We start from the raw sequence: 19,223 nt of genomic DNA on the forward strand, positions 1-19,223 counted from the left end.
GGTGGTTGGCTTGGGAGAGGGGCTCAGTTGGGCACCTCGGGCTCTCCGTACTGCTTGAGCTTGCGGTAGAGCGTCGCCACCCCGATGTCGAGCTGCTCCGCCGTGCGCGCCCGGTTTCCTCCGTTGCGCGCCAGCACCGCGAGGATGTACTCGCGCTCCATCGCCTCCAGCGTCCGCGGCGAGTCCCCCGGCACCAGGCTCGGCGGCGCCGCGCGCACCTCCTCCGGCAGGTCGTCCTTCTCCACCCGGTTGCCCTCGCACAGCGCCACCGCCCGCTCGATGGCGTTGCCCAGCTCGCGCACGTTGCCCGGCCACTCGTACCGCAGGAGCTGATCCGCCGCCTCCGGTGACAGCCCCGATACCCGCCTCCCCAGCCGCTCCGTCGCCTCCGCCAACAGCATGCGCGCCAGCGGCAGGATGTCGTCGCGCCGCTCCCGCAGCGGCGGCACCCGCAGCTCGATGACGCGCAGGCGGTAGTAGAGGTCCTGCCGGAAGCGTCCCGACACCACCTCCGCCGCCAGGTTGCGGTTCGTCGCCGCCACCACCCGCACGTCCACCTTGCGGCTCTGGTTCTCCCCCACGCGCCGCACCTCCTTCTCCTGCAGCGCGCGCAGCAGCTTGGCCTGCATCGACGCGGGCACCTCGCCCACCTCGTCCAGGAAGAGCGTGCCTCCGTGCGCCGCCTCGAAGAGGCCCGGCCGGTCGTGCGTGGCCCCCGTGAAGGCCCCTCGCGCGTGGCCGAACAGCTCGCTCTCCAGCAGGCTCTCCGTCACCGCCGCGCAGTTCACCGCCACGAAGGCCTTGTGCGCCCGTCCCGACTCCTCGTGGATGAGCTGCGCCACCCGCTCCTTGCCCACGCCGCTCTCTCCGGTAATCAGCACCGTCGAGTCCACCTTCGCCGCCCGCCGCGCCAGGCTCAGCACCTGCTTCATCGCCTCGGTGCGCGCCACCATGCCCGCCGGGTCCTCCGGCACGCCCGACACCCGCGCCAGCGTCTGCCGCTTCACCCGCAGCTTCCGCTCGGCCTGCTTCAGCGCGTCCGTCACCTGCGCCAGCGCCCCCTCCATGCACTGCGTCTCGTAGAAGCGCAGCGCCTCGCGGCACTCCGGGCTCCACTCCTCCTCGGGCTTCCCCATGATCTGACAGACGGGGTCTCCCTTGCCCACGCAGCGCGTCTCGATGCAGTACACCGGCTTGCCGTTGCAGTAGCTCATGTAGCCGCTGGCGAAGCCCGTCAGCGCCCAGCACACCGGCTCCTCCGCCTTGCCCAGGTGCAGCACGTGCTGCTCCGCCTCGTACGAGTGGTGCCACAGCGCCTCCGCGAAGGGCTCCGGGCCGTCCTCCGCCCGGCGCTCCACCGGCTCCAGCACCACCTGGCCCTGCAGCGTGTGCAGCCGCCCTCCCGCACGGCGCCACTGCGACTCGTCCTCCCACGGGAAGGCGTTCTTCATCGTCTCCGCCGTCCGCCACCCGTGCGCGAAGCCCAGCCGCGTGAGGATGCCCCGCGCCGCCGTCATCCCCACCGTTCCCATCAGCTCCTTGCGCAGCAGCCCCAGCGCCACCGGATCCAACAGCAGCACCCGCTGGCCCGCGAAGTGGATGAGCCCCCCGTCCGGCTCGAACGTCAGCAGCTCACTCAGGTTCAGCTCCAGCCTCGGCGCCATGGCTCCTCCCTCTCAGGATGATGGGACTCTCTATCGTTTTGAGAGCCCCCGCGCGAGCTGAAGTGGGGGAGGTGAGGGATTCCAAGGGCTTGGAAGGTTGGGTTTCCTGGCCCGGGGGTTGCTATGAGGTTCCCCCGAGATGAGCTCGGACCTGAATCGACGCGAGGTGTTGCAGGGAGCGGCGGCCGCCGGTATGGGGGGCATGCTGGGCGGCTCGGGGACGCGCCTGGCCCCGGCGCTCTTCGTGTCCCACGGCTCGCCCATGGTGGCGTTGGAGACGGATGCGTACCCCCAGGCGCTCAAGGCCTTCGGCGAGACGCTGGCTCCGGTGCGCGCGGTGGTGGTCGTGTCAGCCCATTGGGAGACACTCCACGCCGTGCACGTCACCGCGTCGGAGGCCCCTCCGCTCATCCATGACTTCGGCGGCTTCCCGGAGCCCCTCTATCATTTGAAGTACCCGAGCCCCGGCTCGCCCGGGCTGGCGCGGGACATCGTCGCGCGGCTGGGCGCGGCGGGTGTGCCGGCCGTGGCGGATGCCGGGCGCGGGCTGGACCATGGCACCTGGATTCCGTTGCGGCTGGCCCTCCCGGCGGCGCGCACGCCGGTGGTGCAGGTGTCGCTGCCCTGGGGCGCCTCCGCCGCGGACGTGGCGAAGCTGGGCGAGGTGCTGCGCCCCCTGCGCTCCGAGGGCGTGCTCCTCATGGGCAGCGGCGGCATCACCCACAACCTGCGCCGGCTGTCCTGGCAGGACAAATCCGCGCCCGCCGCGGCCTGGGCCGGGGAGTTCGATGCGTGGGTGGGCGCGAAACTCGCGGCCCGCGATTTCACCGGGGTACAGTCCTGGACGAGCGCACCGCACGCGCGCCTCGCGCATCCCAGTGCGGAGCACTTCCTGCCGCTCTTCTTCGTTCTCGGTGCGGCCCTCCCCGAGGACCGGCTCACCCCGGTGTTCGAGGGCTTCCATTATTCGAGTCTGTCCATGCGCAGCTTCGCGCTGCGTGGATGAAACCCGCTGTACGTCGTTCAACTGGAGAGAAACACCATGAAGCTGTCCCTCAAGCCCGCCGTTGCCGCCCTCGTGCTCGCTTCCCCGTCGCTGGCCTTCGCCGCCGAGTTCGTGATCGACTCGGCCCACTCGGCCGCGAACTTCTCCGTGAAGCACATGATGGTGTCCAACGTGCGCGGCGCCTTCTCCAAGGTGACTGGCTCGGCCAACATCGACGAGAAGGACATCACCAAGTCCACCGTGGAGGCGGTCATCGACGCCACCACCGTCAACACCAACGAGCCCAAGCGCGACGAGCACCTGCGCAGCGCGGACTTCTTCGACACCGCGAAGTACCCCACCATCACCTTCAAGTCGACGAAGGTGGAGCAGGCCGGCCAGAACCTGAAGGTGACGGGCAACCTCACCATGCACGGCGTGACCAAGCCGGTGGTGCTGGACGTGGAGGGCTTCACCACGGAGGCGAAGGATCCGTGGGGCAACATCAAGCGCGGCGGCTCGGCCACCACGAAGATCAACCGCAAGGACTTCGGCCTGGGCTGGAACAGCGTGCTGGAGACCGGCGGCGTGGCGGTGGGCGAGGAGGTCGCCATCACGCTGGACCTCGAGCTGAACAAGAAGAAGGATCCCGCCGCGGCTCCGGCGGCTCCCGCGGCCAAGCCGGGCGCTCCCGCCAAGAAGTAGTCGGCTGAGCAGCACGGGGCAGTCGCCCGGAGGGGCCTCGGTGACGAGGCCCCTCTTTCATTTCGGGGAACCGCCGGCGCGTGAGGCCACCGGCGGGGAAGGGGGGCTCAGCCCTCGGCGACGGCCTGCACGCTGGCGCGGTAGATGAAGATGCGCGAGGTGTTGGTGCGCGTGTCCGCGGGGATGACGAAGAAGCCCTGGCTCGTGTTCTTGTAGTCGTCGGAGAAGCCGGCCACCTGGCGCCCGTCGGTGAAGGTGACGCGGACCTTCTGCCCCTCGGGCTGCGGCGGACGGCTGCCGGTGGCGAGCATGAAGAAGATGGCCTTCACGCGGGTGACCGGAATGCGCTCGGGGGCGAAGCCGGTCTGCTGCTCGAGCGGGATGACCTCGTCGAGCAGGTCCACGTCGCGGATGGCGCCGCGCTTCACCTGGCCCTCCACCGTGTGGATGATGACCCGGTGCTCGCCCTCGATGAAGGCGTTGATGGGGGCGATGACGGCCGCGGACGACGCGCTGGCCGGCACGGCCGGGATGGCGTTGAGCGTCGCGCGAGGCGGCGGCGCCCCGGGCACGAGCACCTGATTCGAGGCCATGGCGGACGTGGCCGAGGGAGCCCTCGGGGCCGCCACCGCGGCGGGAGGCGGCGGGGGAGGGGCGGACATCCTCGGAGCCATCGCAGGCGCCGGAGGCTGCACGGGGAGCGGCGCGCTCCGGGTCACCGGGGCGGGGGCCACCACGGGAGCCGGGGGCGGAGGCGGAACGATGACGGGCGCCGCCATGGCGGGCGGCTCCACGCTGTCCTCCGAGAGATCGATCTCCGTCATCTCGGGCTCGATCTCCATGACCGGGAGCTCGGGCGCGGCTTCCATGACCGGGAGCTCGGGCTCGGGCTCCATCTCCATGATGGGGATGTCGTTCTCGGTCGTGGGCCGATCGAAGGCAGGAGGCTGGGCCAGCTCCTGGGTGGACCAGTGGGGCTGCGCCTCGGCCTCCGGCTCCTCGGCGGACCAGGTGCTGCTCGTGCCGAAGAGGGACGGATCCCGGCCGGAGTCCATGGGCTCGGCGTCGTGGGCCGTGGCGCCCCACTCACCCTGGCTCTCGGCGGCGGGCGCGTTCCAGTCGGTCTGCGTGCCGCTGGCCTGCTGCGCTTCCCAACTCGAGGCCTCCGGAGCGGGCTCGCCCCACGCGGTGTCCGCGGGAGCGCTGGCCCACTCGCCCTGGGACGCGGACTCGCCACCCCAGGCGGGTGCCTGTTCCGCGGGCGCCGCCTCCATGAGGGGCTGCGCGTCCTCGGCGGGCGTATTCCACTCGGACGCAACGGCCGGGGCCTCGGAGGACTCCGCCACCCACTCGGGCTGGACCTCCTCGACGGGCGCGCTCCACCCGGTCTGCCCCTCGGCAGAGGCGTTCCAGTCCTGCGCGGCGCCATCCGAAGCCCACTCGGTGCTCTGCGCCGGCTCGGCGGCGGCCATCCACGGCTGCTGCTCTTCGGCAGGCGTGGCCCACTCGGTCTGCGCCTCGAGGACAGGCTGCTCCTCGGCGGGAGTCGCCCACTCGGTCTGCGCCTCGGCGGCGGGCTGCGCCTCGAGGACAGGCTGCTCCTCGGCGGGAGTCGCCCACTCGGCCTGAGCCTCCAGGACGGGCTGCTCTTCGGCGGGCGTGGCCCACTCGGTCTGCGCCTCGAGGACGGGTTGCTCCTCGGCGGCGGGCTGAGCCTCGAGGATGGGCTGCTCCTCGGCGGGAGTGGCCCACTCGGCCTGCGCCTCCATCACGGGCTGCTCTTCGGCGGGAGTGGCCCACTCGGCCTGAGCCTCCATCACGGGCTGCTCCTCGGCGGGAGTGGCCCACTCGGCCTGAGCCTCCATCACGGGCTGCTCTTCGGCGGGCGTGGCCCACTCGGGCTGAGCTTCGGCAGCGGGCTGCGCCTCGAGGACAGGCTGCTCATCAGAGGGAGTGGCCCACTCGGCCTGAGCCTCCATCACGGGCTGCTCTTCGGCGGGCGTGGCCCATTCGGCCTGAGCCTCCATCACCGGCTGCTCTTCAGCGGGCGTGGCCCACTCGGTCTGCGCCTCGAGGACGGGCTGCTCTTCAGCAGGCGTGGCCCACTCGGTCTGCGCCTCGAGGACGGGCTGCTCTTCAGCGGGCGTGGCCCACTCGGGCTGCGCCTCGGCAGCAGGCTGCTCTTCAGCGGACGTGGCCCACTCGGGCTGAGCTTCGGCGGCAGGCTGCTCTTCGGCGGGAGTCGCCCACTCGGTCTGCGCCTCAAGGACAGGCTGCTCCTCAGCGGGCGTGGCCCACTCAGGCTGAGCCTCCATCACCGGCTGCTCTTCAGCAGGAGTGGCCCATTCAGGCTGAGCCTCGGCGGCAGGCTGCTCCTCAGAGGGAGTGGCCCACTCGGCTTGGGCCTCCATCACCGGCTGCTCTTCGGCGGGAGTGGCCCATTCGGACTGAGCCTCGGCGGCAGGCTGCTCCTCAGAGGGAGTGGCCCACTCAGGCTGAGCCTCCATCACCGGCTGCTCTTCGGCAGGCGTGGCCCACTCGGCCTGAGCCTCCATCACCGGCTGCTCTTCGGCAGGCGTGGTCCACTCGGTCTGCGCCTCGAGGACGGGCTGCTCTTCAGCTGGCGTGGCCCACTCAGGCTGAGCCTCGGCGGCGGGCTGAGTCTCTGCCGCAGGCTGCTCTTCAGCAGGCGTGGTCCACTCGGCCTGAGCCTCCATCACCGGTTGCTCTTCGGCAGGCGTGGCCCACTCGGTCTGCGCCTCGGCAGCAGGCTGCTCCTCGGCAGGAGTGGCCCACTCGGGCTGAGCCTCCATCACCGGCTGCTCTTCGGCAGGCGTGGCCCACTCGGTCTGCGCCTCGAGGACGGGCTGCTCCTCGGCAGGAGTGGCCCACTCGGGCTGAGCCTCCATCATCGGCTGCTCTTCAGCGGGAGTGGCCCATTCGCTCTGCGCCTCGAGGACGGGCTGCTCTTCGGCAGGCGTGGCCCACTCGGACTGAGCCTCCATCACCGGCTGCTCTTCAGCAGGCGTAGCCCACTCGGGCTGAGCCTCCATCACCGGCTGCTCTTCGGCAGGCGTGGCCCACTCGGACTGAGCCTCCATCACCGGCTGCTCTTCGGCAGGCGTGGCCCATTCGGACTGAGCCTCCATCACCGGCTGCTCTTCGGCAGGCGTAGCCCACTCGGACTGAGCCTCCATCACCGGCTGCTCTTCGGCAGGCGTGGTCCACTCGGCCTGAGCCTCCATCACCGGCTGCGGCTCCTCGGCGGTGGCGGGCTCGGTGGTCATCCACTCGCCCTGCACCTCGATGGCGGCCTGTTCCTCGGAGCCCGTCGCCCACTCGGGCTGGGCCTCCATGGCTGGCGCGTCGGCTTCCTCGACCAGGGGCGCGCCGTACGCCGAGGTGCTCTCGGGCTCGGCAGCGGTCTCCGGCTGGTGGCCCCAGGTCGCGCTGGCCGTCGCGAACTCCGGAGTGCTCATGTACTCTGCGGCGCTCTCGAGCTGCAGGCCCTCTCCGGTTCCTGCGTCCTCGTTCCCGCTCCAGCTCGCGCTGGCATCCGTCGTCTCGAGCGGTACGGGCTCGTCCGACACCGACGTGCCCGGCTGCTCCGTGTGACCCAGGAAGTCCGAGGCGCTGGCCAGTGGCACGGCGTCGCCCGGGTTGCCCGCGTCGTACGTCTGCTCGTCCGCGGGCGCCGCCTCGAGCGTGTCCGTCTGCACGCCCCAGTCCGAGGGCTGTGCGGCCTCGGGCTCGAACGAGTCAGCGACCTGCACGGTGTCCGCCTGCAGGTCGGGCGCGACCTGCACCGGGTTCAGCTCCAGCGTCGTCACCTGCTCGCCGTACGCGTACTCCGAAGCGGGAGCCGGCGGTTCGATCTCGGCACCCACCTCCACCATGTCGAACGTGGGCTGCTCCGTGCCATCGCCGACGGGCGCGGATTCCTCCGGAGTGGTCTCCCACGGCGTCTCGGCCGCGGGGGCCGCGTCCAGGGCCGGAGCGGCCTCGAGCTCCGAGACGTCGAACGTGGGCGTCCCGTCCGCCGCGGAGGGCTCGGACTGGATGCCGCTCGTGTCCAGGGTGGGCACGGATGCCGCGTCGGGCGAGGGCTCCGGGTACGCGGGGATCGCGTACGACGCGGTGATCTCCATCGGATCTTCTTCGGCCAGGGCGGCGTCCGAGTCGCTGGCGGACTGCTGCGCGCCCGGCTCCGAGTCCACCGCGAGCGGCGCGGAGGCCCACTCATCGGTGACAGGGGCGAGCACCGGCTCGGCGGCGAGCGGCGCATCGGCCTCGCCCTCGAGCAGCTCGATGTCGGAGTGCTGGATCTCGATGGTCCGGATGGGAGTCGCCGGACGCTCGTCGGCCACCGGCGGCGCCGAGGCGGCGGGAGGCGTCTGGATGTCGGAGTTGAGCGAGGAGAAGTCGTCCTCGCCCAGCTCGATGGGATCCGAGCCATCCGGCTCGAACCCGAGCTCCCGCTGCCGCGCGGCGAGCGAGGCCGCCGAGGGGGCGGTGACGTCGTTCCAGTCGCTCATGTCGACCGACTCGGGAACGCTCTCGGGGACGGGGATGGCTTCGCTGACGGGCGAGACGTCGGTGTCGGCCACCTCGAAGACGTCCTCGGTGGCGGGCTGCGCCTCGTCGAGCAGCATCGGCTCGGCTTCGGCCTGGGGCTGCGCCTCGTCGAGCAGCATCGGCTCGGCTTCAGCCTGGGGCTCGGCCTCGTCGAACAGCATGGGCTCGGCTTCGGCCTGGGGTTCGGCCTCGGCCTGCGCGGGAGTCTCCGGCGTGGGCTCCTCCCAGGGCGCGGGCTCGTTCAGCGCGGGGACCTCCAGGTTCTCGGTCTCGAGGCTGAGCTTGACCGGATCCGGCATCGGCTGCGGCTGCTGCGGCACGTATCCGGGCACCGGCAAGGCGTGGGCGGCATCCGGCTGCGGTCCGGCGTCGGCCTGCTGCTGCGGCTCGGCCGGCCAGGCCTCTCCCTGGGGAGCGGCGTAGCCCTGGTTGGGGTCGTAACCCTGGTTGGGATCGTAGCCCTGGTTGGGATCGTACCCTTCGGGGTAGGCGTACCACTGGCCGTCTTCGCCGTAGTAGCCCTGGGGCTGCTGCGCGTAGGCCTGGTTGGGATCGTAGCCCGCGTAGCCCTGGTTGGGGTCGTAACCCTGGGCGGGCTGCTGCGCGTAGCCCTGGTTGGGGTCATACCCTTCGGGGTAGGCGTACCACTGGCCGTCTTCGGCGTAGTAGCCCTGGGGCTGCTGCGCGTAGGCCTGGTTGGGATCGTAACCCTGGTTGGGGTCGTAGCCCGCGTAGCCCTGGTTGGGATCGTACCCCTCGGGGTAGGCGTACCACTGGCCGTCTTCGGCGTAGTAGCCCTGGGGCTGCTGCGCGGGGTCCATGGCCGCGGCCTGCTCCTGCGCGGGCATACCTGGTTCATCCAGGTGCCCCCGTAGCTCGTTCCAACGAGCTTCCTCCGCGGGGGGAAGACTCCCCCGCGTCCGCTTCTCATCCAGGAAGCGAAACTCCCTCATCGCCGCGCGTGTGTCGGACATCGTCACCTCGCTGCGGACCCAGGGCCAGGACTCTTGCCGCAGCGCCAAAGCAAAAAATTTCCGTAGGCGAGTGTAGGGGACTCGAGTGGAGGGGTAAACTTCGCGAACGCGGATTCCGCCTGCCCGTTACCTCCGCGAGAGAGCGGCCTGGACGGCCTCCTCCAGCTCCGGAACCCCGCGGCCGTAGCGCTGCCGGAGGGCCTCCTCGAAGGAAGCGCCCTGGCCCACCTCGCGGATGAGCTCGAGCAGGCGGCCGGGCCCTCCCTCCTTCAGCAGCTCGCGGACGGCGATGGCCGAGGTCCCATAAGCCATGGCCGGGTCGCGCTGCTGGATGAGGGCCCCCCCGGCCATCTCGGACAGGCGCGGGAGCTGCCCCTTCTGGGCGGCGGCGCGCATGCGGGTGGCCAGGGCGTGGGGCGGCTTGTCGCTGCCCAGGTAGCGCCATTCCACGTACTCGGCAAGGCCTTCGTTGAGCCAGATGGGGACGCGCTGGCCGCCCTGGGCCGCCCGTACCAGGTCATCCACCACGGCGTGCACGTACTCGTGGACGAGGGTGGCCTTGGTCTGCTGGGTGAGCTCGGCGGCGTCGTTGATGCGGATGGCGCCGTCCGAGTACAGCCCGGCCACCATGCGCGCCAGCGCCGAGCCCTGGTGGGTGCGGAACTCCTCGCGGGTGTAGAGGATGACGTCCACGGGGGCCTCGCGCGCCTCGCCCAGCACCTGGCGGGTGTGGAAGTGGGCCTCGTCGAGCGCGGAGACGATGCGGCCCTCGTACTCGGCGCGCTGGCCGAAGTCGCGCGCGTTGTTGAAGTACTTCACGACGAAGCGGCTGTTGGAGCGGGTGCGCATCCCGTCCGAGGCCACGCCGGACTCATACGAAAGGCCGGTGGAGGCGGAGCCGGAAGCGGGCTGGACGGAGCCCTTCGTGTCCTCGGTCTCGCCGGTGAAGCGCCGCTCGATGGCGCGGGCCTGGGCCAGGGCCGCGCTCTCCTCGCTGGAGGCGCTGCGGGCCTTCTGCAGGAGCACGCGGGCCTTGGCCGCCTCGGGCGAGCGCGGCGGCACCTTGCCCAGCGCCGCGATGGCGCCCTGGGGATCCTTGTCCTCGAGCAGGAGCCGGCCCAGCTCCAGGCCGAAGTGGCCGTCCTTGGGGAAGTGCTCCAGGCCGCGGCGCAGGGAGTCCTCGGCGGTGCCGCGCTGGTCGGTGGCGAGCGAGGTGCGGGCGAGGCAGCGCAGGCCCGGGGCCGTCTCGTCGAAGAGCACGGCGCGCTCGCCGAGCGAATACGCCATCACGGCATCGGAGGTGGCGAGGGCCTCGCAGCCCTTGAGGAGCGAGGCGGCGATGGTGCGGCGATCGGGCGGGGAGTAGCCCTTGGGGTCCACGGAGGACCAGGCGAGGTACAAGTCCTCCCAGGCACGCTGGGCCGCGAGCTTCTGGGCCTGCGCGGGCGTGGGCGGATTGGAAGACAGCAGGGCGAGGAGGAGCAGGGCGCGCATGGCCCGCGAGTATCGCCGAGCGCGTAGGCCCGGGCGAAGCGGGGGCCTGGTGCCCCGAACGTCACTTCAGTGGTAAGCGCTTACCAGGGGTGTCTCACATTGGCCTACACCACTGGTAAGCGCTTACCACTGAAGCCGCTTCCAGGAGGCGCGGAGGTTCCGCGCCCGAAACCTGACCGCGGGCCTCACGTCTCTTCCGCGACCTGCCAGCCCTTCTGTCCCAGGCCGCCCATCAGCTCCTCGATGTGGCCGCGGCCGCGCGTCTCCAGCGTCACCTCCACCGCCACCTCGCCCAGGGCCGCCTTCGAGAAGGCGCGGTTGTGGTAGATCTCCACCACGTTGGCGCCCGCCTGGGCGATCTCCGCCGTGAGCCGCGCGAGCATTCCCGGCCGGTCCGGCATGCGCACCACCAGCCGCACCAGGCGCCCGTCCTTCACCAGGCCGCGCTCGATGATGCGGCTGACGAGGTTGACGTCGATGTTGCCGCCGGACAGCAGCAGCACCACCTTGCGCCCGCGCGCCGAGGGAATCTTCCCGTTGAGCAGCGCCGCCAGGCCCACCGCGCCCGCGCCCTCCACCACCGACTTCTCCCGCTCCAGCAGCAGCAGGATGGCGTTGGCGATCTCCTCCTCGTCCACCGTGACGATGTCGTCCACGTAGCGGCGGATCATCTCGAAGGTGTAGTCGCCCGGGCGCTTCACCGAGATGCCGTCCGCGATGGTGGTGCCCGCGGGCAGCTCCACCAGCTTGCCCGCCTCCACCGAGGCCTTCATGCTCGCGATGGCCGAGGCCTGCACGCCAATCACCTTGATGCGCGGGTTGGTCTCCTTGAGCGCGCACGCCACGCCGGAGATGAGCCCGCCGCCGCCAATGGGCACCACCACCATGTCCATGTACGGGCACTGCTCGAGCAGCTCCAGCCCGATGGTGCCCTGGCCCGCGATGATGAGCGGATCATTGAAGGGGTGGACGAAGACGCGGTTCTCCTTGTCCTGGATGCGCAGGGCCTCGGCGTAGGCCTCGTCGAAGTTGGTGCCGTGCAGCACCACCCGCGCGCCGTACGAGCGCGTGCGCGTCACCTTGATGAGCGGGGTGCGCTCGGGCATGACGATGGTGGTGTTCACCCCTTGGCGGCCCGCGTGGTAGGCGAGCCCCTGCGCGTGATTGCCCGCCGAGGCGGCGATGACGCCCCGGCCGCGCTCGTCCGGCGACAGGGTGAGCAGCTTGTTGAGCGCCCCGCGCTCCTTGAAGGCGCCGGTGCGCTGCAGATTCTCCAGCTTGCAGTTCAGCGTGGCGCAGTCCGTGAGCTCCTTGAACTGCTCCGACTTGGGGCACGGCGAGCGGTAGACGGCTTCACCGATGCGCTGCTGGGCGTCTTCGATTTGCTGGAGGGTGACCATGTGCTTGTGAGGCGCTGATAACCGATGCGCCGCCGCCGCGAAAGGGGAGGGCACCTCGGGCCGCCGGTTGCCCGGCTGCCCTGTCAGATGCCGCGCAGCACCGTGGCCTTGCCCACGCGGCCGATGGCCAGGATGAATGCCGCGGTGCGCAACGTCACCTTGCGCGAGCGCGCGAGCTGCGCCACCCGGTCGTACGCTTCCTTCATCGTCCGCTCCAGCTCGGCGTTCACCCGGTCCTCCTCCCACGAGAGGTGCTGCAGGTTCTGCACCCACTCGTAGTAGCTGACCGTCACACCGCCCGCATTGGCGAGGATGTCCGGCACCACCAGCACGCCGCGCTTGTCGAGAATCTCGTCCGCCTCGGGGTCCGTCGGGCCGTTGGCGCCCTCGATGATGAGCCGCGCGCGCACCGCGTTGGCGTTGTTGCGGTTCAAAGCATGACCCAGCGCGGCGGGGATGAGCACGTCGCAGTCGGAGACGAGCACGTCATCGCTGGCGCAGGCCTGGCCGCCGCCGAAGCCGGTGACGGTGCCGGTGCGCTTCACGTGCTCGAAGAGGCCGGGGATGTCCAGGCCCGCCGGGTTGTAGACGCCGCCGTACACGTCCGACACGGCCACCACCACGCCACCGTCCTGCCACATGAGCTGCGCGGTGTGGCTGCCCACGTTGCCGAAGCCCTGGATGGCGAAGCGCGTGCCCTTCATGGGCATGCCCGCGTCGCGGAGGATTTCCCGGGTGATGTAGAGCAGGCCGCGCCCCGTGGCCGAGTCACGGCCCTTGGTGCCGTAGAGCTCCGCGGGCTTGCCGGTGACGATGGCCGGCGAGTGCCCGTGGAAGCGCGAGTACTGGTCCATGATCCACGCCATCACCTGGGGGTTGGTGTTGACGTCGGGGGCGGCGATGTCGCGGGTGGGACCGATGACGTCCTGAATCTGATCCACGTACTTGCGGGTGAGCCGCTCCATCTCCTTCATGGAGAGCTGGGTCGGGTCCACCGCGATGCCGCCCTTGGCGCCGCCGTAGGGCAGGTTCACCACGGCCGTCTTCCACGTCATCAGCGAGGCGAGCGCCACGCACTCGTCCTGGGTGATGGTGGGGTGGTAGCGCAGGCCGCCCTTCATGGGGCCGCGGCTGTTGTCGTGCTGGGTGCGGTAGCCGGTGAAGGTGCGGATCTCTCCGTTGTCCAGCTCGATGGAGACCTGGACCTTGACCTCGCGCAGGGGAGTGGCGAGCAGCGTCTCGATGCGCTCGCCCACGTCCATGATGCGCGCGGCCTTGCGGAAGTAGTAGTGAATCCCTTCGAGGGCGTGCATGGCCGGGGTGCTCTCCTGGGCGAGACCTTAACAGATGGGTTGCGCTAGCATGGGTTGGCGATGCGCTCCAGTTCCCCGCCAGCCCAGGATGCGAGCGGCCAACTGCAAGGGCTCGCGCGGCGCATCCGCGGCCTGCGCGAGCGTCGGGGCCTGACGCAGGAGGAGTTCGCCGAGCGCAGTGGTATTTCGGTGAGCTTCGCCTCGCTGCTGGAGCGGGGCGAGCGCAGCCCCAGCTACGAGACGCTGGTGCAGGTGGCGGGGGCGCTGGGAGTCCCCCTGGCGGAGCTCTTCCGGGTGGAGGAGGACGAGGCGGCGGGGGCGCACCGGCTGGTGGAGTTCGCCCGGGTGCGCCACCTGACGCGCACGGAGGTGGACCGGCTGCTCGCGGTGGCCGAGGCCATGTTCACCGAGCGCGCGCCCGGAGGGCTACCCGCCGAGGACTCGCCGCGCTGCAAGGAGCCGGACTGTGGGAAGCCGGTGCTGGCCAAGGAGCTGTGTGCCGCGCACTACCACCGGGCCCGGCGGGCGAAGCCACCCGCTCCCTGAGCACGCGCGGACACGAAGGGCCCGGAACCGTCCGCCGGTTCCGAGCCCTGGGGCTGCGAGGTACTTGCCGTGGCCGTGCTACGGCGCGGGCACGGTGATCGTCATCTGCACCGGCCGGTGGTCGCTGCCGGTCTGAGCCAGCCTCTGCAGGTTGTTGGTGCCGATGGCCTGCGACACGTAGAAGCCGTCGATGCGCGAGCCACTATCGGGTCCACGCGGCTTCAGCCCGGTGCGGGCGCCGATCTGGTTCGGGTCGTCGTCGACCACCTTGTTCCAGTCCGCTCCCAGGACGAGCAGGCGGTCGGCGCGGTTCGCGAAAGCCACGACATTGTCCGCCATGACGGCATAGGGACTGCCGAGGCCGTCCTGGCAGCGCAGCGGGGGCATGTGCAGCGACGCGACGCGGAGGGAGCGGCCGTTGTTCAGCAGGACATCCACCCGGGCGATCCACCGGGTCATGATGCCTCCCAGCACGGGATCGTTGCAGTTGTTGGCATCGGTCCCCTTCACCAGCACCAGATCCCCGGCGCTCTGGACCACCGACCGGCGGATCACCACGGCGCTGCCTTGCACGTCGTCCGCCGACGTGTCCTGGCGCACGATCCAGGTGTCCAGGTTGAGGATGTCGCGCAGCACGACGTTCTTGGCCTCCTGGACGAACACGATGTCGGCCGCGGGACCGATCGTCTTCCAGTCCTCCTTCACCCCCGCGTTGCCGCGGAAGGCGAGGTTGGCCGTCACCACGCGCAGCTCCGCGGGGCCCGAGAGCAGGGTAGGGGCCGGGGCCGCCGATTGAACGCTGGCGAGCGCCGCACCGGAGGCCATCAGCACGGCGAGGGCCGCGCCGGCGAGGGTGGCAAATCGTTTCATCGAGGATGCGGGACGGTGACTCATGTTCATGGCGCCTCTTCGCGGATGGAGACCGCTCGACGGGTGGGGCTTCTCCCCTTCAATGGAAAGAGGCCCCGTCCCGCCTGTTGTCCCAGGAAAAATATTATTCCTAGATTTACGGGGATTTTCCGGGCGCGAGGCACGCGGCCGCGCGCTCGAGCAGCAACTGGCGCTCTCGTGCGTTGCGCGTGAGCGAGGCCGCGCGCTCGAACTCCGCACGGGCCTCGTCGAGGCGTCCGAGCTTCGCGAGCAGGTCCCCGCGCACGCTCGGGAGGAGATGGTAGCCCTCGAGCACGTGCTCCGCGGCCAGCGCATCGACGAGCTCGAGCCCCGCCGCGGGACCGGAGGCCATGGAGACGGCGACCGCGCGATTCAACTCCACCACGGGAGAGGACGTGAGCTCGGCGAGCTCCTCGTAGAGCGCCGCGATGCGGGCCCAGTCCGTCTGCTCCGGCGTGAGCGCGCGGGCGTGACAGGCGGCGATCGCGGCCTGCACCGTGTAGGGGCCCCGCTCGCTCCCGAGCTTCTCGGCACGCTCCAGCGCCGCGAGCCCCCGGCCGATGAGGACGCGATCCCAGCGCCCCCGGTTCTGTTCCAGCAACAGGACGGGCTCTCCGGACGGACCCACCCGTGCCCTCAGCCGCGAGGCCTGGAGCTCCATCAGCGCGACGAGGCCGTGCACCTCCGGCTCCGTGGGAACGAGCCCGGCCAGGATGCGGCCCAGCCGAAGCGCGTCCTCGCAGAGCGCGGGCCGGACCCAGTCGTCACCGGCCGTCGCCGAGTAGCCCTCGTTGAAGATGAGGTAGATGACCTCGAGCACCGACGACAGCCGGGCGGTGAGCTCGTCCCCGCGGGGCACTTCGAAGGGGACGCGCGCCTCGGAGAGGGTCCGCTTGGCCCGGACGATGCGCTGGGCCACCGTGGGCTCCGGGACGAGGAACGCCCGGGCGATCTCCTCGGTCGTCAGGCCTCCGAGCAGGCGCAGGGTGAGCGCGACGCGGGCCTCGGTCGAGATGACGGGATGACAGGCGATGAGCACGAGGCGCAGGAGGTCGTCACCGACGTCCTCGTCGAGGGCTGTTTCGAGGTCCGGCGTCCGCTCGGTCTCCAGCTCGTGGCCGAGCTCCTCGTGCTTGCGCTCGAGCAGCTTGTTCCGGCGGAACTGATCGATCGCCCGGCGCTTCGCGGTGGCCATGAGCCAGGCACCCGGTTTGTCCGGGACACCCGACGTGGGCCACTGCTCGAGCGCGGCGACGAGCGCGTCCTGCGCGAGCTCCTCGGCGAGCCCGACGTCACGCACGAACCGCGTGAGTCCGGCGATGAGGCGGGCCGACTCGATTCTCCAGACCGCGTGGATCGCCCGTTGCGTCTCGGAAGCCGTCACGGCGGCCGATCAGAACAGCTTCGGCCGCCAGTGCAAGGCCGGGGACACCCCGGTTACTTCTTCGCGTTCTTCGCGGCCAACTCCGCGGCCAGACGCTCTTCCTTCTCCCGGAGGCTCGGGCGTGAACTCGGCACCGAAGTCCTCCGCCTCGAACACCCGGCGGATCTCGATCTCGCTGTCCGTGAGCATGGGATTGGGGCAGCGCTTGACCCACTCGATCGCCTCTTCCATCGACTTCACCTGCCACATCCAGAAGCCGGCGACCAATTCCTTGGTCTCGGTGAAGGGCCCGTCGATCACCGTCCGCTTGGTGCCGGAGAACTGGACGCGTGCGCCCTTGGAACTCGGGTGCAGCCCCTCGCCCGCGAGCATGATGCCGGCCTTCACCAGCTCCTCGTTGTACTGCCCCATCGCGGTCAGCATCTCCGTGCTCGGCATGACGCCCGCTTCACTGTCCTTGGTGGCCTTGACCAGAACCATGACCTTCATTGTCGTCTCTCCTTCTGGGTGGATGCCGGGTGTGGATGCCGGCTCTTACCCTGACGTCGAACGAAGGCCGGCGAGATCGACACGGTATTTTCGATTTTTTTCGAGCGCCCCCAAGTGCCCGGATTTCCAGGCCGGAGCTCACCCGTTCCCGATGGCTTCCACGCGGGTGCGCACCAGGCGGCGGCGCCTCGACGAAGCCCGGCAGGTGAGTCCGCGAAGGAGCGCCACGGGCCCCGGGTTGAACCCGAGGCCCACCGTGTGCCACGGGTTGGAGAACGGGGGCGGATACCCTCACCCCCACCCTCTCCCGAGGGGAGAGGGAGTTTCCGGCCGAGGGGTTACCAGCTACCGGCGCCGGGCCCGCTCCAGCTTCAGCGTCCTCTCGCCGTGCTGCTTGCCGTTGAGGGCCTCGAAGGCGGCCACATCCTCGTCGGCGATGAAGACGTACGAGTACGTGGGCTTGAGCTTCCACGCGCTGCACCTTGCCGGCCGGGGCACCCAGGGACTCCAGGGCGCTGGTGACGGCGGCCTCGTCCTGCACCACGTCGCGGCCCAGGCCCACCCACAGGCGCGCCTGGCCGGGCACCTCGGGCGTGGACTCGGGACGCTCGGAGCGCTCACGGCGCGGCGGACGCTCGCGGGTGCCGCGAGGCCGGTGCTTGTCCACCTTCAGTGCCTTCTCGCCATGCTGCTTGCCGGTGAGGGCCTCGAAGGCCTCGGACTCGGACTCGGGCACGTAGGCGTAGCCGTAGGCGGGGCGGAGCACCGCCTTGTTCACCTTGCCCGCGGGGGCACCAGCGGCCTCCAGGGCGGCGATGAACTTCGCCTCGTCCAGGCCGTCGTCCATGCCGAGGTTGAACTTCAGCTTCACCTCGCCAGGGCCGGCGTCGGGGGAGGGCGGCGGCCGGTTCGGATCGCGCTCGCCGCGCGGCCGGCTCTTCTCCACCTTCAGCGTCTTGTCCTTGTACGTCTTGCCGGTGAGGGCCTCGAAGCCCGCCAGGTCCTGCTCGGAGATGAAGACGTAGGAGAAGCCGGGCTTGAGGTCGGCACGCACCACCTTGTTGGCGGGGGCGCCCGCCTCTTCCAGGGCGGTGACGATGCTGCCGGGCCCGAGGCCATCCTCGGTCCCCAGGTTGACCCACAGCTTCGCCTCGCCGGGGCCGGCATCGAAGGACGCGGGGCCACGGTCGCTCCGCTCGGGACGATCCCGGCGGCGCTTGTCGCCACGATCTCCCCGCTCGACGCGCTCACGCGACTCGCCGGACGGCTCCGCACGGGCCTCCCGGCGCTCCTCGCGGCGCGGCGGCCTGTCCCGATCCCGGTCCCGGTCCCGAGGACGCTCGCGCTCCCGGTCCTTGCGGCGGGGCTCGAACTTGCCCTGGGAGTCCTGCTCGGGGCGCTCGCCCTGCTGGGCGGCCTGGGCCTTCTCCATGCGCAGGTGGCTGAAGAAGTACTTCAGCAGGAAGGCCATCAGGTCATCGGCATCCGGCCGGGCCTTGAGCTGCGCGGCCAGGGGCAGGAAGCCCTCGAAGATGGAGCCGGAGGCGGCCTCGCGGATTTCGCGCACGTGGCGCTCGGCCCACAGGCGCATGGCCTCCTCGGGGGCGGGCATCTCGCGCTTCTCGAACTTGATGCCGTACTTCTTCTCCAGCGTGGTGTACGTGGCCAGCTCGCGGCCGGAGAAGAGGTTGATGGCGGTGCCCTTGTTGCCGATGCGGCCGGTGCGGCCCACCCGGTGCAGGTACACGGCGGGGTCCTCGGGCAGCGAGTAGTTGATGACGTACTCGAGGCCGGAGATGTCGATGCCGCGCGCGGCGATGTCCGTGGCCACCATGAAGGCCACTTCCCCGCGCTTCACCTTGCCCATCACCCGCTCGCGCTCCTTCTGCGGCAGGTCCCCGTTGAGCAGGTCCGCGTCGAAGCCGTTGCGGTTGAGCACCGCCGTCACCAGGGCGGTGTCGTCGCGGGTGTTGCAGAAGATGATGGCGTTCTGGGGCTCCTCGGCCTCCAGCACGTAGATGAGGTTGCGCGGCTTGGGCAGCGCGTCCGACACGTCGTAGCGGATGTGGTGGATGTGCTCGACGGTGAAGACGTCGCCGGAGAGCAGCAGCGTCTCCGCGTTCGTCGTGTAGCGGGCAATCAGGTTCTGGATGTCCGTGGGGACGGTGGCGCTGAAGAGCAGCACCTGCCGGTCCTTGGGAAGACGGTCGAGGATGCGCGTGACTTCCTCGTAGAAGCCCTGGTTGAGCATCTCGTCGGCTTCGTCGAGCACCGCGTGCGTGCAGCCCTCGAGCTTGAGGTTGCCGCGGTTGATGTGGTCGAACACCCGGCCGGGCGTGCCCACGATGATCTGCGTGCCCTCCTCGAGGGCGTCTTCCTGCTGCTTCATGGAGGCGCCGCCGTAGATGGCGGCCACCTTGACGCCCTTGTACTTGCCCAGGGCGGCCAGCTCCTCGGACACCTGGAGCGCCAGCTCGCGCGTGGGGCAGAGGATGAGGGCGCGCACCCGCTTGTCCTCGGCGGAGATCTTCTCCAGCAGCGGCAGGCCGAAGGCGGCCGTCTTGCCCGTGCCGGTCTTGCTGCGCACGATGAGATCCCTGCCCTCCATGACGGGGCCAAAGGCCTTGGCCTGGACAGGGGTGGGGTTGGTATAGCCACGGTCCGTGATGCCGCGACGGAGGGGCTCGGACAGGTTCAAGTCATCGAAGCTGACGTCCGCGACGTACTCGGCGGGGCGCGACGGGGCTTCGGCAGTGGTTTCCGGCTGCTCCGGAGATTGGATGTCGCTCATCAAGCTTGGGGC

Annotated in this window: 10 protein-coding genes and 2 pseudogenes; 3 read left to right on the plus strand and 9 right to left on the minus strand. The window is 70.5% G+C overall.

The window, feature by feature from the left end:
- Positions 1–23 precede the first annotated feature (23 nt).
- Positions 24–1,664, minus strand: a complete 1,641-nt coding sequence (locus ACN28I_RS39970; protein WP_420947137.1) for a sigma 54-interacting transcriptional regulator — start codon at positions 1,662–1,664, stop codon at positions 24–26.
- 139 nt (positions 1,665–1,803) lie between these two features.
- Between ACN28I_RS39970 and ACN28I_RS39975 the strand changes: the two genes are divergently transcribed.
- Entirely contained in the window at positions 1,804–2,670 is an 867-nt protein-coding gene (locus ACN28I_RS39975) for a dioxygenase (RefSeq protein ID WP_420947138.1), read from the plus strand.
- A gap of 36 nt (positions 2,671–2,706) precedes the next feature.
- On the plus strand, positions 2,707–3,354 hold the full coding sequence (locus ACN28I_RS39980) for a YceI family protein (protein ID WP_420947139.1): 648 nt from the start codon (positions 2,707–2,709) through the stop codon (positions 3,352–3,354).
- Between the two features lie 107 nt (positions 3,355–3,461).
- On the opposite strand, the gene ACN28I_RS39985 is transcribed toward ACN28I_RS39980, so the two are convergent.
- The 4 genes from ACN28I_RS39985 to ACN28I_RS40000 form a co-directional block, all read right to left on the minus strand.
- The gene (locus ACN28I_RS39985; RefSeq protein WP_420947140.1) at positions 3,462–8,903 is read right to left on the minus strand and encodes a DUF6982 domain-containing protein; all 5,442 of its coding nucleotides are present in this window, start codon (positions 8,901–8,903) and stop codon (positions 3,462–3,464) included.
- Between the two features lie 126 nt (positions 8,904–9,029).
- Positions 9,030–10,397: a peptidase MA family metallohydrolase gene (locus ACN28I_RS39990; protein WP_420947141.1), complete on the minus strand. Its 1,368-nt coding sequence runs from the start codon at positions 10,395–10,397 to the stop codon at positions 9,030–9,032.
- A 185-nt stretch (positions 10,398–10,582) separates the two neighbouring features.
- Complete coding sequence (gene ilvA / locus ACN28I_RS39995; RefSeq protein WP_420947142.1) at positions 10,583–11,797, minus strand: threonine ammonia-lyase; 1,215 nt, start codon at positions 11,795–11,797, stop codon at positions 10,583–10,585.
- Positions 11,798–11,880: 83 nt separating this feature from the next.
- Positions 11,881–13,110: a Glu/Leu/Phe/Val family dehydrogenase gene (locus tag ACN28I_RS40000; protein ID WP_420947143.1), complete on the minus strand. Its 1,230-nt coding sequence runs from the start codon at positions 13,108–13,110 to the stop codon at positions 11,881–11,883.
- A gap of 60 nt (positions 13,111–13,170) precedes the next feature.
- On the opposite strand from ACN28I_RS40000, the gene ACN28I_RS40005 reads away from it, so the two are divergent.
- Positions 13,171–13,656 carry a helix-turn-helix domain-containing protein gene (locus ACN28I_RS40005; protein WP_420947144.1) on the plus strand — a complete coding sequence of 162 codons (486 nt, stop codon included), beginning with the start codon at positions 13,171–13,173 and terminating at the stop codon, positions 13,654–13,656.
- A gap of 78 nt (positions 13,657–13,734) precedes the next feature.
- Here ACN28I_RS40005 and ACN28I_RS40010 read toward each other — a convergent pair whose 3' ends face one another.
- The 4 genes and pseudogenes from ACN28I_RS40010 to ACN28I_RS40025 form a co-directional block, all read right to left on the minus strand.
- A complete protein-coding gene (locus ACN28I_RS40010; RefSeq protein ID WP_420947145.1) occupies positions 13,735–14,526 on the minus strand; it encodes an endonuclease/exonuclease/phosphatase family protein in 792 nt (263 codons plus the stop codon).
- Between the two features lie 136 nt (positions 14,527–14,662).
- Positions 14,663–15,931 carry an RNA polymerase sigma factor gene (locus ACN28I_RS40015; RefSeq protein ID WP_420947146.1) on the minus strand — a complete coding sequence of 423 codons (1,269 nt, stop codon included), beginning with the start codon at positions 15,929–15,931 and terminating at the stop codon, positions 14,663–14,665.
- 53 nt (positions 15,932–15,984) lie between these two features.
- A pseudogene (locus ACN28I_RS40020) lies at positions 15,985–16,420 on the minus strand (YciI family protein).
- A gap of 345 nt (positions 16,421–16,765) precedes the next feature.
- Positions 16,766–19,211 (minus strand): annotated as a pseudogene (locus ACN28I_RS40025) (DEAD/DEAH box helicase).
- Positions 19,212–19,223: the final 12 nt, after the last annotated feature.

This window comes from Archangium gephyra (assembly GCF_049060025.1).
In the GTDB taxonomy this organism is placed as follows: Bacteria; Myxococcota; Myxococcia; order Myxococcales; family Myxococcaceae; genus Archangium; species Archangium gephyra_A.

Bases quoted from the DNA above. Each gene is read 5' to 3' on its own strand.
- ACN28I_RS39975 (WP_420947138.1), top strand. From the start codon at position 1,804: ATGAGCTCGGACCTGAATCGACGCGAGGTGTTGCAGGGAGCGGCGGCC.
- ACN28I_RS39980 (WP_420947139.1), top strand. From the start codon at position 2,707: ATGAAGCTGTCCCTCAAGCCCGCCGTTGCCGCCCTCGTGCTCGCTTCC.
- ACN28I_RS40005 (WP_420947144.1), top strand. From the start codon at position 13,171: ATGCGCTCCAGTTCCCCGCCAGCCCAGGATGCGAGCGGCCAACTGCAA.
- ACN28I_RS39985 (WP_420947140.1), bottom strand. From the start codon at position 8,903: ATGTCCGACACACGCGCGGCGATGAGGGAGTTTCGCTTCCTGGATGAG.
- ACN28I_RS40010 (WP_420947145.1), bottom strand. From the start codon at position 14,526: ATGAAACGATTTGCCACCCTCGCCGGCGCGGCCCTCGCCGTGCTGATG.
- ACN28I_RS39990 (WP_420947141.1), bottom strand. From the start codon at position 10,397: ATGCGCGCCCTGCTCCTCCTCGCCCTGCTGTCTTCCAATCCGCCCACG.
- ACN28I_RS40000 (WP_420947143.1), bottom strand. From the start codon at position 13,110: ATGCACGCCCTCGAAGGGATTCACTACTACTTCCGCAAGGCCGCGCGC.
- ACN28I_RS39970 (WP_420947137.1), bottom strand. From the start codon at position 1,664: ATGGCGCCGAGGCTGGAGCTGAACCTGAGTGAGCTGCTGACGTTCGAG.
- ilvA (WP_420947142.1), bottom strand. From the start codon at position 11,797: ATGGTCACCCTCCAGCAAATCGAAGACGCCCAGCAGCGCATCGGTGAA.